The following is a 13,215-nucleotide window of genomic DNA, read 5'->3' on the forward strand; positions in this document are numbered from 1 at the left end:
TTCTATTATTATTGTGGTTTCCTACTTTGATTTTTGTGAACGGGATTTGTTGGCTTTCCCTTTTTCATGATTTTTGGTTTGATTACTGAAGTAGTCGAAATCTTGTTAGAAATTCGCTGATTCGTTCGCATCAAATCATTCGTACTGATCAATTCTTCCGAACTGTCGATCAAATTAATCTTACCATCCGATAATTCGTACAAATGTTCAAAAATCACGTCGTCTTTTACAGTGTCTTTGTTCCAACTCAAATACGACTTCTTCATGTGATTGGCAATCACTTTTATTAAAGCACTTTTCAAGTCGCCATCCTCCCATTTATTGGCCACATCAATCATATACTTGATGTTATTACCATAAAAACGATACTTTGGAAAAGCTTGTGGATACTCTAATTTGTCCGGCTTCATTTGCAAAACTTCGCGAGAAAGTATGGGATAGGGCGAATCTACGTCGAGTTTAAAATCGGACATTACAAACAGTTGATCCCACAATTTATGCTGAAAGTCAAGTACATCGCGCAAGTGGGGATTTAAATTTCCCATGACCTGAATGATGTATTTTGCCATTTTATTTCGTTCCACACGATCTTCTACTGCCACAGCTTGATTGATTAGCTTTTGCAAATGTCTGCCGTATTCTGGAATCATTAAATGCGGACGTTCAGAATTGTATTCCAAATTAAACACCACATCATGAGCCGATTCCTTACTGTATTTTTTTTCCTTTATCATTATAATGAAATTATACCTTCAATTTCTGACATTTCAACATACTTTGCAATTACGGCGTCTGGATTTTTCATTTGCACGTCCACAGAAACACTAGTGTATTTACCTGTTTTAGACTGCGTGGTTTTAATTACCGCACCCATATCATTAAAAGCAGTTTCAATTTCAAGAATCTTTTTTAAGTCGGAAGGAACAATAAATTTAAAAAGATATTCGGAAGGCCAAATTGATGTATTAGTCAATTCTTCCTTTAATCGTACGTAAAATTCTTCTGTTTTTTTATCCATCGTAATTTTGAAAATAGACAACAAATATAATGTAAAAGTAAGAGAATGTAAACCTTTTTTTAAAAACACTGCCACACATAAGTTAAGTTTTAGCGTAATCTTTCTATGTAAACGTTGTAGTGCATGTGATTTTCAATAAAAAACAACTTTCATCAGTAAATACTTTTCGTTATCCGAATTAGTTTAAGTAAATTTGCCCCTTATTTCAAAAAAATGCATAAAGAGATAATTGTCATTATTGGCGGTCCGGGAACTGGAAAAACTACAATCATCGAAGGCTTAATTGCAAAGGGACATTGTTGTTATCCCGAAATTTCGCGCGAAGTGACGGCGGAAGCAAAAAGGCAAGGAATAGAACAATTGTTTCTAGAAAACCCATTGCTTTTTAGCGAGTTACTTCTAGAGGGAAGAAAGAAGCAGTTTCAAGATGCCCATCAAGAGTCCGAAAATATCGTATTTATTGATCGCGGAATTCCAGATGTCTTGGCGTACATGCATTATATTGGCGATAGTTATCCTGCACATTTTGATGCGTGTTGCAAAGAGCACAAGTACAGTAAAATCTTTATTTTACCTCCTTGGGAAGAAATTTACGTCAGCGACGACGAACGTTATGAAAACTACGAACAAGCCAAATTAATCTACAATCACCTCGCTGAAACCTATCAGCATTACGGTTATGATTTGATTGAAGTACCAAAAGGTTCTCTGGATCACAGAATTAACTTCATTTTGGAGCAAGTCAGCCAATCTGTTACCAATTAACATAGAAATCAGGCTAAAATCCTTACTTTCGTTAAATCTATAATTGGAACGAAAACGCAATGACAGAAGCTCTTCAACTGCTAAAAAAATACTGGAATCACGATAATTTTAGAGGATTACAGTCTGAGATTATAGAAAGTGTTTTAGCACAGAAAGATACTTTTGCCCAATTACCAACTGGTGGCGGAAAATCCATTTGCTATCAAATTCCTGCGCTTGCACAAGAAGGATTGACCTTGGTTATTTCTCCTTTGGTTTCTCTTATCAAAGATCAAATTGAAAATTTACAACAAAAAGGCATCAAAGCCATTGGTATAACGGGCGGTATTTCTAGCGATGAAGTCAGTAATTTACTCGATAATTGTCAGTATGGAAATTACAAACTTTTGTATTTATCACCAGAGCGTTTGCAATCGGATTGGATTTTGGATCGACTCAAAAATTTGCCAATACACTTAATTGCCGTTGACGAAGCCCATTGTATTTCGCAATGGGGAAATGACTTTAGACCGGCTTATTTAAAAATCACAAATCTTAAAGAACACTTTCCTAAAACACCTATATTAGCACTTACTGCCTCAGCAACACCTAGAGTAAAGCTCGATATCTTACGTATTTTAAAAATTGAAGACGCAGCCATTTTTGAGAAATCATTTGACCGTGATAATATTGCGTATATGGTTTTTGATGTGGAAGACAAGTTGTATCGTATGGTTCAGATATTACAAAAAAACCCACAACCATCCATTGTATACGTTAGAAACAGAAAATCTTGTATTGAAATTTCAAGGCAACTGCAGCAATCTGGAATTTCGGCAACCTATTACCACGGCGGATTATCAAGTTCCGAAAAGAACAAGAACATGACGCTTTGGACTTCTGAAAAAACACAAGTAATTGTAGCTACCAACGCTTTTGGGATGGGAATTGACAAAGGAAATGTAAAAACAGTAATTCATATTCAGCTGCCTGATTCTATGGAAAGTTATTACCAAGAAGCAGGACGATGCGGCAGAAATGGACAGAAAGCTTTTGCCGTTTTACTCAACAGTCCTTCCGATTACCGCCACGCTGAAGGACAATTTTTAGCAGTTTTGCCGGACAAAGCATTTTTGACGAAGGTCTATAAAAAACTGAATTCGTATTTCAAGATTGGCTATGGTGAAGGAATTAATGAAAGTTTTATCTTCAATTTGAACGAATTTTGTGCACAATACGAATTGCCTGTTTTAAAGACCTATAATTCCATTCAGTTTTTAGACCGGCAAGGAATTGTAACTCATTCGCAAGAATTTTCTGAAAAAATTACCGTTCAATTTCTGATTCCTTCAAAAGAAGTGCTGCGGTACATGAGTTTAAATCCGCATCAGGAAGAAACCATTGTCACTATTTTACGAACATATCCGGGAATTTATGAGGTTCCTGCTACTTTAAATCTTTCGTTGATTGGCAAAAAAGCGCAAACTACGCAAGTACAGATATCAGGAATTCTAGAACAATTACAGAAAAAAGAAATCATCTCATATCGCGCAGTTGGAAACGATAGTACGATTATTTTTAACGAAGTTCGCGAAGACGAACGAACCATAAATCGGGTGTCCAAATTTTTAGTTATCCAAAATGATTTAAAAACCAAACAACTGGAATCGGTTTTAAACTATGTTTCCACAAAAGACGTTTGCAAATCAAAACTAATTTTAGCCTATTTTGGCGAAGAAAAAAAGGAAAATTGCGGCATTTGTTCGTACTGCATTGCGTTAAAGAAGCAGCCCGCGAAAGAGATTTCTGTTACAAAACAAATTATCTCGGCATTAGAACAAAATCCACTTGATTCAAGAAGTCTTGAAAAAATTACGCAACAACCTTCAAATCAAGTTATCTTTGCGTTACAAGAATTACTAGAATATAATGTGGTGGAAATTCTGCCCAACAACCAATATCGATTAAAAAACTGATGGAAAAATTACGAATCGTATTTATGGGAACTCCCGATTTTGCAGTGGGAATTCTGGATAGCATTTTAAAAAATGAATATGAAGTGGTAGGTGTAATTACCGCAGCGGATAAGCCGGCCGGACGAGGCCAGAAGATCAAATATTCTGCGGTAAAAGAATATGCGCTTGCTAATAATTTGAATTTATTGCAACCTACAAATTTAAAAGATGAAGATTTCATTGCGGAATTGCACGCTTTAAACGCAAACTTACAAGTGGTTGTGGCATTTAGAATGTTGCCTCAAGTAGTTTGGGCAATGCCAAAATTAGGCACATTTAACTTACATGCTTCACTTCTACCCGATTATCGAGGAGCGGCACCAATTAATTGGGCAATAATAAATGGAGATGAAAAAACAGGAGTTACGACATTCTTTATTGACGATAAAATTGATACAGGTGCGATGATTTTAAGTCGAGAACTAAATATCGAAGCGGAAGAAAATGCAGGAAGTTTGCACGATCGATTGATGCATTTAGGAGCTGATACTGTGATTGAGACCTTGGATTTAATTGAAAATCAAAAAGTAAATCTTACAGTCCAAAAAGAATCGCACGACATGAAAACGGCAAACAAGCTGAACAAAGACAATTGTAAGATTGATTGGAACCAGAGCGGAAAGTCGATTTCTAACTTAATTCGTGGACTTTCACCGTATCCAAGTGCTTGGTTCATTTTGCATGATAATGAAAAGGAATTAAACATCAAAGTATACGAATCAAAATGGATTGAAGATGCACATGATTTTAAGACTGGAAGCTTTTTAGCCGACAAAAATACGATGAAAGTGGCTGTTGAAGGAGGATATATCCAACTTTTATCGCTTCAATTGCCTGGAAAGAAAAAGATGAGCAGTCGAGACATTTTAAACGGGACTACATTTTCGGCAGATGCAATGGCTCGTTAAGTATTGTAAACAGTGAAATTGCAGAGAAACTCAAAAAAACAAGTAAGTTTGTTCACAAATTCAAAAAGTTATTAACAATCATGAGAAAAAAACTTGAAATATGTTGTGTACTAACGAATTCCTACTAAATTTGTTACAAGACATAAATATTTAACCAACAATTAATAACTATTACTATGAACAAATCAGAATTAATCGATGCTATGGCAGCGGATTCGGGAATCACTAAAGCAGCAGCTAAACTAGCACTAGAATCATTTTTAGGTAACGTTGGAACTACTTTAAAAGGTGGTGGACGCGTTTCTTTAGTAGGTTTTGGATCTTGGTCAGTTTCTAATAGAGCTGCAAGAGATGGAAGAAATCCACAAACAGGAGACACTATTAAAATTGCTGCAAAAAATGTAGTGAAATTTAAAGCGGGTGCAGATTTAGAAGGTAGTGTAAACTAATCATTTATATCTCGATAAATTAAAGTCTTCCTTTTGTGAAGACTTTTTTTATGCAAAAAAGTGTTCTTTAATTTGTATTTTAATTTTTTTTATCACTAAATTTATTAAAATTTCAGATAAATGATATCAGACAAACTAAAAAAAGGCCATTTACTTATAGCGGAGCCGGCTAATTTAGGGGACACTTCGTTTAACAGATCTGTAGTTTTATTAGCAGATCATTCAGAAAGTGGTTCGGTAGGTTTTATAATAAACAAACCGCTCAAATACAACATCCACGATTTAGTTCCAGAAATTCAAGCTAATTTTAAGATTTATAATGGCGGACCTGTGGAACAAGACAATTTGTATTTTATCCATAACGTACCAGAGCTTATTCCCAACAGTATTGAAATTTCAAATGGAATTTATTGGGGCGGGGATTTTGATTCGACGCGGGACTTGATCAATCAAGGTAAAATCCATAAAAACAACATCCGCTTCTTCCTTGGATATTCCGGTTGGGAAGCAAAGCAGTTGGAAAAGGAAATGATTACCAACGCTTGGATTATTTCGCCAAATAGTTACAAAAACACAATTATCGGAAAATCGAGCACTCATTTTTGGAAAGAAAAAATTCTTGAACTTGGCGGAGAATACCTTATTTGGTCTAATGCTCCAGAAGACCCCAGTTTAAACTAGCACAAACTTTTCATTTAAGTGCTGAATTATTTTAGCAGCAAAGTCATTTGTAAAGTCTTTCTTGCGGTATTTTGTAACAGGTTGCACACCAACAATGACGTTGGTCACAAATAATTCATCCGCTTTTTGCAAATCAAACGGCGAAACAGCTTCTTCAAGAACCTCAACATCCATTGCTTTTGCAACAGCGATGACTTGCTTACGCATAATACCATTTAAACAACCTTCGCTTACAGGTGGCGTAGTTAGCTTGCCATCTTTAAACATGAAAACATTACCATTTAATGATTCAATCACGTTTTTAGAATCATTAAGTAAAAAGCAATTTTGCAAATCATTTTCTTTGGCAAAGATGCTTCCCGTAATTTGAACCGCTTTGTTGGTAGATTTAATTGTAGATAACAATTGTTTTGTGATGTAGAAATCTTTAAACAAATCCACCTCGTAAACAGCGGTATTTAGCTCATAAGCTTGCCCTTTTAATTCTGAGCACTGAATGAGGTAACTGATTTCATTAGTTGTTGGCAAATAAAACCCACCGCTATTTCTATAAACCGTCATTCTAACTCGTGCCGAAGTCTGCAAATTATTGGCTTGCACCAACTCCAGGATTTGTTCCTCCAAGAATTCCATAGTAAAACGCATTGGAATCTCCATGCGCAAAATTCGCATAGACGACATCAAACGAAAATAATGATCTTCTAGAAAAAGAACGCTATTATTTACAATTTTAAACGTTTCAAAAACACCATCACCAAACAAGAAACCACGATTTTCAGCTAAAGAATCTGCTGTAGTTTCCACCAATGTTCCATTAAAATTTACCATAAAAAAACCCTGAATTAAATTCAGGGCAAATATACCTTTTATAATAAATTATACCGAACCAATCACGTGTTTTAAATCGGAAATTTGATTTTCCCAAAGTAAAGAAGCTTCTTCCACTTCATCTTCTAGTGCATAATCAACAACTACTAGAGAGACATCTTTGGTAATTTCATCTTCTAAAATTCGTAATTCGAAAAAGTAATCTGTATCGTTATCATCTTCGTCAATCCAACGAAATTTAATTTTTTCGCCACTTTTCTTAGAAGTCATGCGTGCCTTTTCCTCTGAATCATTCCAAATGAAGGTAAAAAACTCACCTCTTGAATTTACATTATCGGCAAACCATTCTGACAAACCTGATGGCGTAGAAATATATTGGTATAAAAGTGCGGGCGAAGAATTTATTGGAAATTCGAGTTCGTATTTAATTTTTGGTTCCATAGCTTAAAAGAAGTAAGTCTTAAACAATTTTTTGGAAATATATACAATATAAACGCAATAAAAAAGTATTTTTAAAAATAAAATTTTTTATTCATTTTTACTTGCCATATTGTAATTAAGTTTTATATTTGCACCCGCATTGAAGGATGCACAACCGAATATTTTGGCGAGGTAGCTCAGTCGGTTAGAGCGCAGGATTCATAACCCTGAGGTCACGGGTTCAACTCCCGTCCTCGCTACTACTTTAAACGGATTAGGTAAAACTAGTCCGTTTTTTTTATATGAGAAAATAAGTGGCAGTTTATCAAACTGTATAATCACATCAGTTATTTCCCTCTCAAAATATGTCCCCTTGGCGTATCTCCTTCTTCAAGAACAATTTCCGAATGCAAGAATTTCGCAGCCGCCGCTGAATCATTTACCTTACTTGCGCTGCGAACTAACATTTGAGATTCAAAACTATTCAAAACACTTTCTCGAATTCCTTTATTTCTCCAATTGGATAAGGGTCTACAACCAACATATATTGCACGAGCTAAAGCCAAAGCGTCTAAAAGTGCTTGATTGGCTCCCTGACCTTTAAATGGACTCATGGGATGCGCTGCATCTCCAATCAAAGTTGCTTTTCCTGAGTTTTGTAAAATTTCCGGCTCTAATAGTTCACGATCGTAAACGGGGTAGCCCGAAACTTGTTCTGCTAGGGTTGCAGCCATGATTTGCGGAATTGGTTCATGCCATTGCGTTCTTCGGCATGCTTCTTCTTTCAAAGCTTGAGAACCTTTTGCACTCAACTTTTTAGCCTCTATTTCTGACATTGGAAAACTCAATTGCCACATTATAGAATCGGCGTCGTAAGGCATTATATAAATGCGCTCGTTTCCGTTAGCGGTTTGAAAAACGGTAGCCGAATCCAATAAATCACTCTCAACGCCTTGAATTGCATCTAGTGGACAAATTCCCAAAACCACAATGCAATCTAAATAACGCAATGGAGCATTAACGGTTTTTAATAAAATAGCGCGAACGGAACTTCGAATACCATCTGCCCCAACTACAAGATCTGCAGTGGTATTTTGAATTTTTCCATTTACCTGAAAAGTCAGATCGACTCCATTTTTCGCATTTTCATTAAAATCAATCAGTTGGTGGCCCCATTCAATTTTATCATTTCCACCCAATTGTGCTAGTAGTTCGAGTCGTAAAGCTTGACGAGCAATATGCACATTGGAACGCTTACTTGTGGTTTCATCAAAATTTTTAACCCACTTCCGTACGCCCCATTCGCCAATGATTTTTCCATCAGTTCTATGGACCAAATGCCGCGTAGACACTACGCCTTCTTTTAAAGTTTGTATTCCCAATCCTCCAATGGCTTTACTTGCTTGTTGCAAAGTCAATCCGTAGCCTTGAGAACGAGCCTCAAAATTAAGATCGCGTTCGTACAAAGTAAACGGGATTCCACGATGCAAACAAGCTACCGCAAGTGCTACTCCTCCTATTCCTCCTCCTATAATAGCAATGTGTGGAAAATTTTCGGTGTCGGGTTTAGCAAATGCTGCCGACGGAATTAATCCCGAAGCATTGCAATTGCAGCAATTTTCAATATGTGCTTTTGGCTTGACGGGAACTGCTGCTCGTCCACTTGATTTTTCAAATTGAACTAACGCATTTTCATACCGGAGTCGCACTTTTTTAGTGAGTTTACGACTTTTTCTACCTCGGCCTTTACATTCAAGACAAATCGTCCAGCATCCCTTTTTATCTTCCACAATTATAAAAAAATCAAAATTTTAAAAGCCTAAAAGTAAAGTTTAATTCACTTTAATCAAAACGTAATGAGAAAATGTAGACGAAATATACGTTCAAAGCAAACACATTACGAAATTTGAGCAAAAACTTAATCCGTATTAGTAAATTCAGTAGTAAAGTAACTGAAAATTGAAAAATTGAACTAAACATTTTTAATAATTATACGTAAATTCAGAAAAGAAAACCTAACGATTTTAAATGAAAATTTGAATTAATTACTAATCAGCTAAATTCAAAAAATATTGAAGAAATACGGAAGAAAAAACTCAAATCAGATGAATGATTAACGAGTTATATCGATTGAAGCCATGCAAATAATTACAACAATTTGTTCCAATTTTGTACAGACCGACTACAACTAACAATTATCATGTTTTTTTGACCATGATGAACGTTAATTTGTGTAAAAATCACATATATGCGTTACTGGAAAAAATTATCACAGCAAGATCGATCAAAGAGAATCGAAGAAGCATTGCTTCAAAATGTCAATTTTTCAAAAGATACTTCCTTAGGTTATCCTGCTTCAAAATTAGACAGCCGCGTCTTTTATGACGATGCGCCTTTTTTAAAAGATGCTCCAACTTTACAAGCATACGTTGCTAATCCCAATAATATTGGTTGCCATACTTTTGGTACTTCTGAAAAAGCGTTTGCCGGAACGCAAAATCTTGAACGCGAAGTTTTAAATGTAATTGCTGTTGATATTTTTAAAGCTACTCCAGACAGTTTTGACGGTTATATATCTCCTGGAGGAACAGAAGCCAACATTCAAGCGTTCTGGATTTTTCGAAATCATTTTGTCAATAATTTGCATGCAAAACTAGATGAAATTGTACTGGTTGCCTCCGAAGACACGCATTATTCCATTGCCAAAGCATCCAATTTACTGATGATTGATTGGATGAAAATTCCGGTCAACTTTGCCGATCGAACAATTTCGAAAGCATCATTTCAAAACCATCTTTTAAATGCCAAGAAAAATGGTAAAAAATACTTCATCGTGGTGGCCAATATGGGAACAACCATGTTTGGTGCTGTAGACGACGTTAATTTGATGACCGACGTGCTTCAAGAAAATAATTTGAACTTCAAATTGCACATTGACGGCGCTTATGGCGGTTTCTTCTATCCGTTTAGTAATCCTGACAGTGTTTTGAATTTTGAAAATCAACATGTTAGTTCCATTACTATTGACGCACATAAAATGCTTCAAGCACCTTACGGAACTGGAATTTTTATTTGCCGAAAAGGTTTGATTGAGAATGTACTGACCAAGGAAGCAGAATATGTAGAAGGAATGGATTTAACACTTTGTGGAAGTCGCTCTGGAGCCAATGCTGTAGCCGTTTGGATGATTTTATTTACTTATGGCGAAAATGGATGGTTTGAGAAAATCAGCATTTTACAAATGAGAACTAGTTGGTTTTGTAAAGAATTAACGGCTTTGGGAATTGAATATTTCCGAAATCCATTTATGAACATAGTAACAATCAAAGCAGATTATCTATCTGAAGAAATTGCCGCACGGTTTGACTTGGTTCCTCAAAAACACGATGCTACAAATCAATGGTATAAAGTAATTATGATGGAACACGTAGAAATTGAACACCTAACATTATTGTTAGACGCGATTAAGCACGATGTCCATGTTTGAAAATAATATTACAATTCAAATAGTAAATTTGGAAAAATCAGTGCTTTCATTTAAAATATACGTATTTATGATGCAAATAAATTAACACCTGTTTGCGTTTATTTCAGCAAATGTTGAGTAATTTTATAACTAAATCTGAAAAGTGATATTCTTTAATAATACGAACATTAATGTCTACTATGATTTAAATCATATTTCAGACATAATATCTTTTATATCTTTACAGAATAAAATTAGATGAGAAATAAAAAAGCATTTCTACTACTTTTCAGTTCAATCAAGAATATTTAAAGTAAATTAATTTTAACCCTAAACAAAAACATTTTTATTATGAAAAGAATTTTTAAAGTTTCATTTTTAGCATTAGCAACAATGTTCGCACTTCAATCTTGCGGTGGAAAAACAACAGAAAAGACAGAAGAAACCACAACGACCGAAGAAACTGTTGCTGTTGATGAAACCATTTCTAACGACATTACAATTGAGAGTAATGATGCAATGCAGTATTCCACAAACGAACTTCGCGCAAAAGCCGGAGAAATTACAGTGACCCTTAAACATACGGGCAAGATGGAAAAAACCGTGATGGGCCACAACTTTGTAGTTTTCAAAATGGGAACGGATATCAATGCTTACGGAGCCAAAGCGGCCGATGCAAAAGATACAGATTATATTCCCGCTTCTGAAGCTGCATCTGTTATAGCGCACACAAAATTAATTGGTGGTGGAGAAAGTGACACTATTACATTCTCTATCACTGAACCGGGTACTTACGATTACATTTGTTCATTCCCTGGACATTTAGCCTTGATGAAAGGTAAGTTGATCGTAGAATAATTTAATTCTAAAACTTTTTAGCCCTAAATCTTTAAATATTTTACAGAGAAAAACAACAAATTAAAAATGTTGTTTTTTTCTGTAAAGGGTTAATTATGCCTTCAAATTGTGGTAGATACAAGAATTTAATTTTTCTTTTTTCTCTTTATTTGTACAAAAAAGACTAAAACAAACTTAAAAAGCTGCAATTGATCCGTTCCTCAATGTGCAACAGTATAAAATACGGTGGAAGTAAGGAAATATAAAATTATTTAGAAAACATTCACTCTAGAAAAACTGCCTTTTGCACTAACAATCATTTTTCAATTGCAAACACTCCTCATTCCAACAAAGCTGTTCTGCATTGTAAGAAACGTTTAAAAAAGAGGTGCAAATACACTTAAATATTGCAAATTGCGTTGTATATCAAAAAGTTATCAAACTCGAAAGCACGCAAAACAGCGGCATCTCAACAAATAATTAGAGATTAACAAACAATCTGAAATTCAGCACAATCTTTATTTTCTCTATATCTAATAGGAATAAACAGCACTTTCTAAACGTAAATTTGATGAAGAAATCTTGGATAATTACCACTTTAATCAATTTCTGTGTTGCAATTTTGATGGCAATTGGATTGCGTTCTGCTTATGTGTTTCCCACAGATTTTAACTACACGTATCTTTTGCATGCTCATTCGCATACTGTAATGTTGGGTTGGTGCTACCTTGCAGTTTACACTTTCATTGTTGCGCAATTTCTTCCAAAAAACAAACAAAGTCTTCCCAAATACAACCATTTATTTTGGCTTACGCAAATTTCTGTTATCGGAATGGCCGTTACTTTTCCCTTCACAGGTTATGCATTGCTTTCCATTATTTTTTCAACATTACATATACTTTGTAGTTACTATTTTGTGTACCAAATTTTCAAAGACCATGAATCCACCTCGCTTATTGAAACCCAGTTATTAAAAACGGCTTTGGTTTTTATGGTTATTTCTACAATTGGCGTTTGGTTTTTAGGCCCAATAGCTTCAAGTGGAGCCAAAGATTCTCCGTTTTACAATACTGCAATCCAGTTTTTCCTGCACTTTCAGTTCAATGGTTGGTTTATTTTTGCTGTGCTTGCTTTGTTTATCAATCAAATGCAACATATGGGAATTACCCTTTCGCAAAAAATATTCGATAAATTTTATTATTTCGGCATTATTGCAACTGTACTGACTTTTGGACTACCTTTAAGTTGGTTTTTTAATGGTCCTTTTTTTAGAACCTTCAATGCGGTGGGTTTATTATTCCAAATTATAAGCTTGTTTTACTTTATCCAATTATTGAAACCGCACTTAACAACTTTTTTTTCTACACAAAGATCAATTACAAAATCACTTTTTGGCTTTGCTTTTTCTTGCTTACTATTGAAAATAATTATTCAATCCAGCACTATAATTCCAGCATTAGCAACTGCTTCTCATGGTGTTAGAAATTTCACTGTTGGATTCATTCACCTTGCTATGATTGGAATTGTAAACAGCTTCTTGTTTGGGTTGATTACGCAAACTACATTCTATGGAATCAAAAATAAAATCGGAGCTATTGGAATTCTTTTATTTTTACTTGGTTTTACAGTAATGGAATATTTGCTATTTACCGAAGGGTTAAATTTATATATCGGAAATGGATACCATCAAAGTTACTACCTCGCGATTTTAATTGCAACCCTTTTTATAGGATTTGGATTGGTGCTTTTTCTGTTTAGTTTACTACAGAATAATAATAATATAGTCAAGTTAAATAGATTCCATAAAAAAAGTCTGATGCACTAAACACCAGACTTTTCTATATAATAT

At 34.8% G+C, this 13,215-nt stretch carries 13 protein-coding genes and 1 tRNA gene; 9 read left to right on the forward strand and 5 right to left on the reverse strand.

Features of this window, described 5'->3' with window-relative positions:
- Window positions 1–8: 8 nt before the first annotated feature.
- Together H602_RS0112400 and H602_RS0112405 are read right to left on the reverse strand one after the other, a co-directional pair.
- Window positions 9–734: a DUF4290 domain-containing protein gene (locus tag H602_RS0112400; protein WP_026978284.1), complete on the reverse strand. Its 726-nt coding sequence runs from the start codon at window positions 732–734 to the stop codon at window positions 9–11.
- Entirely contained in the window at window positions 734–1,018 is a 285-nt protein-coding gene (locus H602_RS0112405; protein ID WP_026978285.1) for a DUF493 family protein, read from the reverse strand. Before H602_RS0112405 ends, H602_RS0112400 begins: the two co-directional genes overlap by 1 nt.
- Before the next feature lie 213 nt (window positions 1,019–1,231).
- Here H602_RS0112405 and H602_RS0112410 point away from each other — a divergent pair, with 213 nt between their 5' ends.
- From H602_RS0112410 to H602_RS0112430, 5 genes are all read left to right on the forward strand, one after another.
- On the forward strand, window positions 1,232–1,783 hold the full coding sequence (locus H602_RS0112410) for an AAA family ATPase (RefSeq protein WP_026978286.1): 552 nt from the start codon (window positions 1,232–1,234) through the stop codon (window positions 1,781–1,783).
- 59 nt (window positions 1,784–1,842) lie between these two features.
- Window positions 1,843–3,738, forward strand: coding sequence for a RecQ family ATP-dependent DNA helicase (locus H602_RS0112415; RefSeq protein WP_026978287.1), 1,896 nt, complete (start codon window positions 1,843–1,845; stop codon window positions 3,736–3,738).
- Entirely contained in the window at window positions 3,738–4,685 is a 948-nt protein-coding gene (gene fmt, locus H602_RS0112420) for a methionyl-tRNA formyltransferase (protein ID WP_026978288.1), read from the forward strand. The genes H602_RS0112415 and fmt overlap by 1 nt, the downstream gene beginning before the upstream one ends.
- Window positions 4,686–4,861: 176 nt before the next feature.
- On the forward strand, window positions 4,862–5,134 hold the full coding sequence (locus H602_RS0112425; protein ID WP_026978289.1) for an HU family DNA-binding protein: 273 nt from the start codon (window positions 4,862–4,864) through the stop codon (window positions 5,132–5,134).
- Window positions 5,135–5,254: 120 nt separating this feature from the next.
- Window positions 5,255–5,815, forward strand: a complete 561-nt coding sequence (locus H602_RS0112430) for a YqgE/AlgH family protein (protein WP_026978290.1) — start codon at window positions 5,255–5,257, stop codon at window positions 5,813–5,815.
- Here H602_RS0112430 and H602_RS0112435 read toward each other — a convergent pair.
- Both H602_RS0112435 and H602_RS0112440 read right to left on the reverse strand, forming a co-directional pair.
- Window positions 5,807–6,643: an aminotransferase class IV gene (locus H602_RS0112435; protein WP_026978291.1), complete on the reverse strand. Its 837-nt coding sequence runs from the start codon at window positions 6,641–6,643 to the stop codon at window positions 5,807–5,809. The genes H602_RS0112430 and H602_RS0112435 overlap by 9 nt on opposite strands.
- A gap of 48 nt (window positions 6,644–6,691) precedes the next feature.
- Entirely contained in the window at window positions 6,692–7,084 is a 393-nt protein-coding gene (locus tag H602_RS0112440; RefSeq protein WP_026978292.1) for an START-like domain-containing protein, read from the reverse strand.
- 165 nt (window positions 7,085–7,249) lie between these two features.
- Here H602_RS0112440 and H602_RS0112445 point away from each other — a divergent pair.
- A tRNA-Met gene (locus tag H602_RS0112445) sits at window positions 7,250–7,323 on the forward strand.
- A gap of 87 nt (window positions 7,324–7,410) precedes the next feature.
- Here the strand turns inward: H602_RS0112445 and H602_RS0112450 are convergent.
- Window positions 7,411–8,853 (reverse strand): FAD-dependent oxidoreductase, encoded by a 1,443-nt coding sequence (locus H602_RS0112450; RefSeq protein WP_026978293.1) that lies wholly within the window; start codon window positions 8,851–8,853, stop codon window positions 7,411–7,413.
- A gap of 458 nt (window positions 8,854–9,311) precedes the next feature.
- Here H602_RS0112450 and H602_RS0112455 point away from each other — a divergent pair, with 458 nt between their 5' ends.
- From H602_RS0112455 to H602_RS18835, 3 genes are all read left to right on the forward strand, one after another.
- The gene (locus tag H602_RS0112455) at window positions 9,312–10,550 is read left to right on the forward strand and encodes a pyridoxal phosphate-dependent decarboxylase family protein (protein ID WP_026978294.1); all 1,239 of its coding nucleotides are present in this window, start codon (window positions 9,312–9,314) and stop codon (window positions 10,548–10,550) included.
- Window positions 10,551–10,880: 330 nt separating this feature from the next.
- Entirely contained in the window at window positions 10,881–11,387 is a 507-nt protein-coding gene (azu, locus tag H602_RS0112460) for an azurin (RefSeq protein WP_026978295.1), read from the forward strand.
- 550 nt (window positions 11,388–11,937) lie between these two features.
- The gene (locus H602_RS18835) at window positions 11,938–13,191 is read left to right on the forward strand and encodes a hypothetical protein (RefSeq protein WP_051224486.1); all 1,254 of its coding nucleotides are present in this window, start codon (window positions 11,938–11,940) and stop codon (window positions 13,189–13,191) included.
- Window positions 13,192–13,215: the final 24 nt, after the last annotated feature.

It is taken from the genome of Flavobacterium tegetincola DSM 22377, from assembly GCF_000425485.1.
In the GTDB taxonomy this organism is placed as follows: domain Bacteria; phylum Bacteroidota; class Bacteroidia; order Flavobacteriales; family Flavobacteriaceae; genus Flavobacterium; species Flavobacterium tegetincola.

What these genes read in the sequence shown, in the direction of transcription:
- H602_RS0112400 (WP_026978284.1), bottom strand. Translation starts at nt 734, where the DNA reads ATGATAAAGGAAAAAAAATACAGTAAGGAATCGGCTCATGATGTGGTG.
- H602_RS0112405 (WP_026978285.1), bottom strand. Translation starts at nt 1,018, where the DNA reads ATGGATAAAAAAACAGAAGAATTTTACGTACGATTAAAGGAAGAATTG.
- H602_RS0112410 (WP_026978286.1), top strand. Translation starts at nt 1,232, where the DNA reads ATGCATAAAGAGATAATTGTCATTATTGGCGGTCCGGGAACTGGAAAA.
- H602_RS0112415 (WP_026978287.1), top strand. Translation starts at nt 1,843, where the DNA reads ATGACAGAAGCTCTTCAACTGCTAAAAAAATACTGGAATCACGATAAT.
- fmt (WP_026978288.1), top strand. Translation starts at nt 3,738, where the DNA reads ATGGAAAAATTACGAATCGTATTTATGGGAACTCCCGATTTTGCAGTG.
- H602_RS0112425 (WP_026978289.1), top strand. Translation starts at nt 4,862, where the DNA reads ATGAACAAATCAGAATTAATCGATGCTATGGCAGCGGATTCGGGAATC.
- H602_RS0112430 (WP_026978290.1), top strand. Translation starts at nt 5,255, where the DNA reads ATGATATCAGACAAACTAAAAAAAGGCCATTTACTTATAGCGGAGCCG.
- H602_RS0112435 (WP_026978291.1), bottom strand. Translation starts at nt 6,643, where the DNA reads ATGGTAAATTTTAATGGAACATTGGTGGAAACTACAGCAGATTCTTTA.
- H602_RS0112440 (WP_026978292.1), bottom strand. Translation starts at nt 7,084, where the DNA reads ATGGAACCAAAAATTAAATACGAACTCGAATTTCCAATAAATTCTTCG.
- H602_RS0112455 (WP_026978294.1), top strand. Translation starts at nt 9,312, where the DNA reads ATGCGTTACTGGAAAAAATTATCACAGCAAGATCGATCAAAGAGAATC.
- azu (WP_026978295.1), top strand. Translation starts at nt 10,881, where the DNA reads ATGAAAAGAATTTTTAAAGTTTCATTTTTAGCATTAGCAACAATGTTC.
- H602_RS18835 (WP_051224486.1), top strand. Translation starts at nt 11,938, where the DNA reads ATGAAGAAATCTTGGATAATTACCACTTTAATCAATTTCTGTGTTGCA.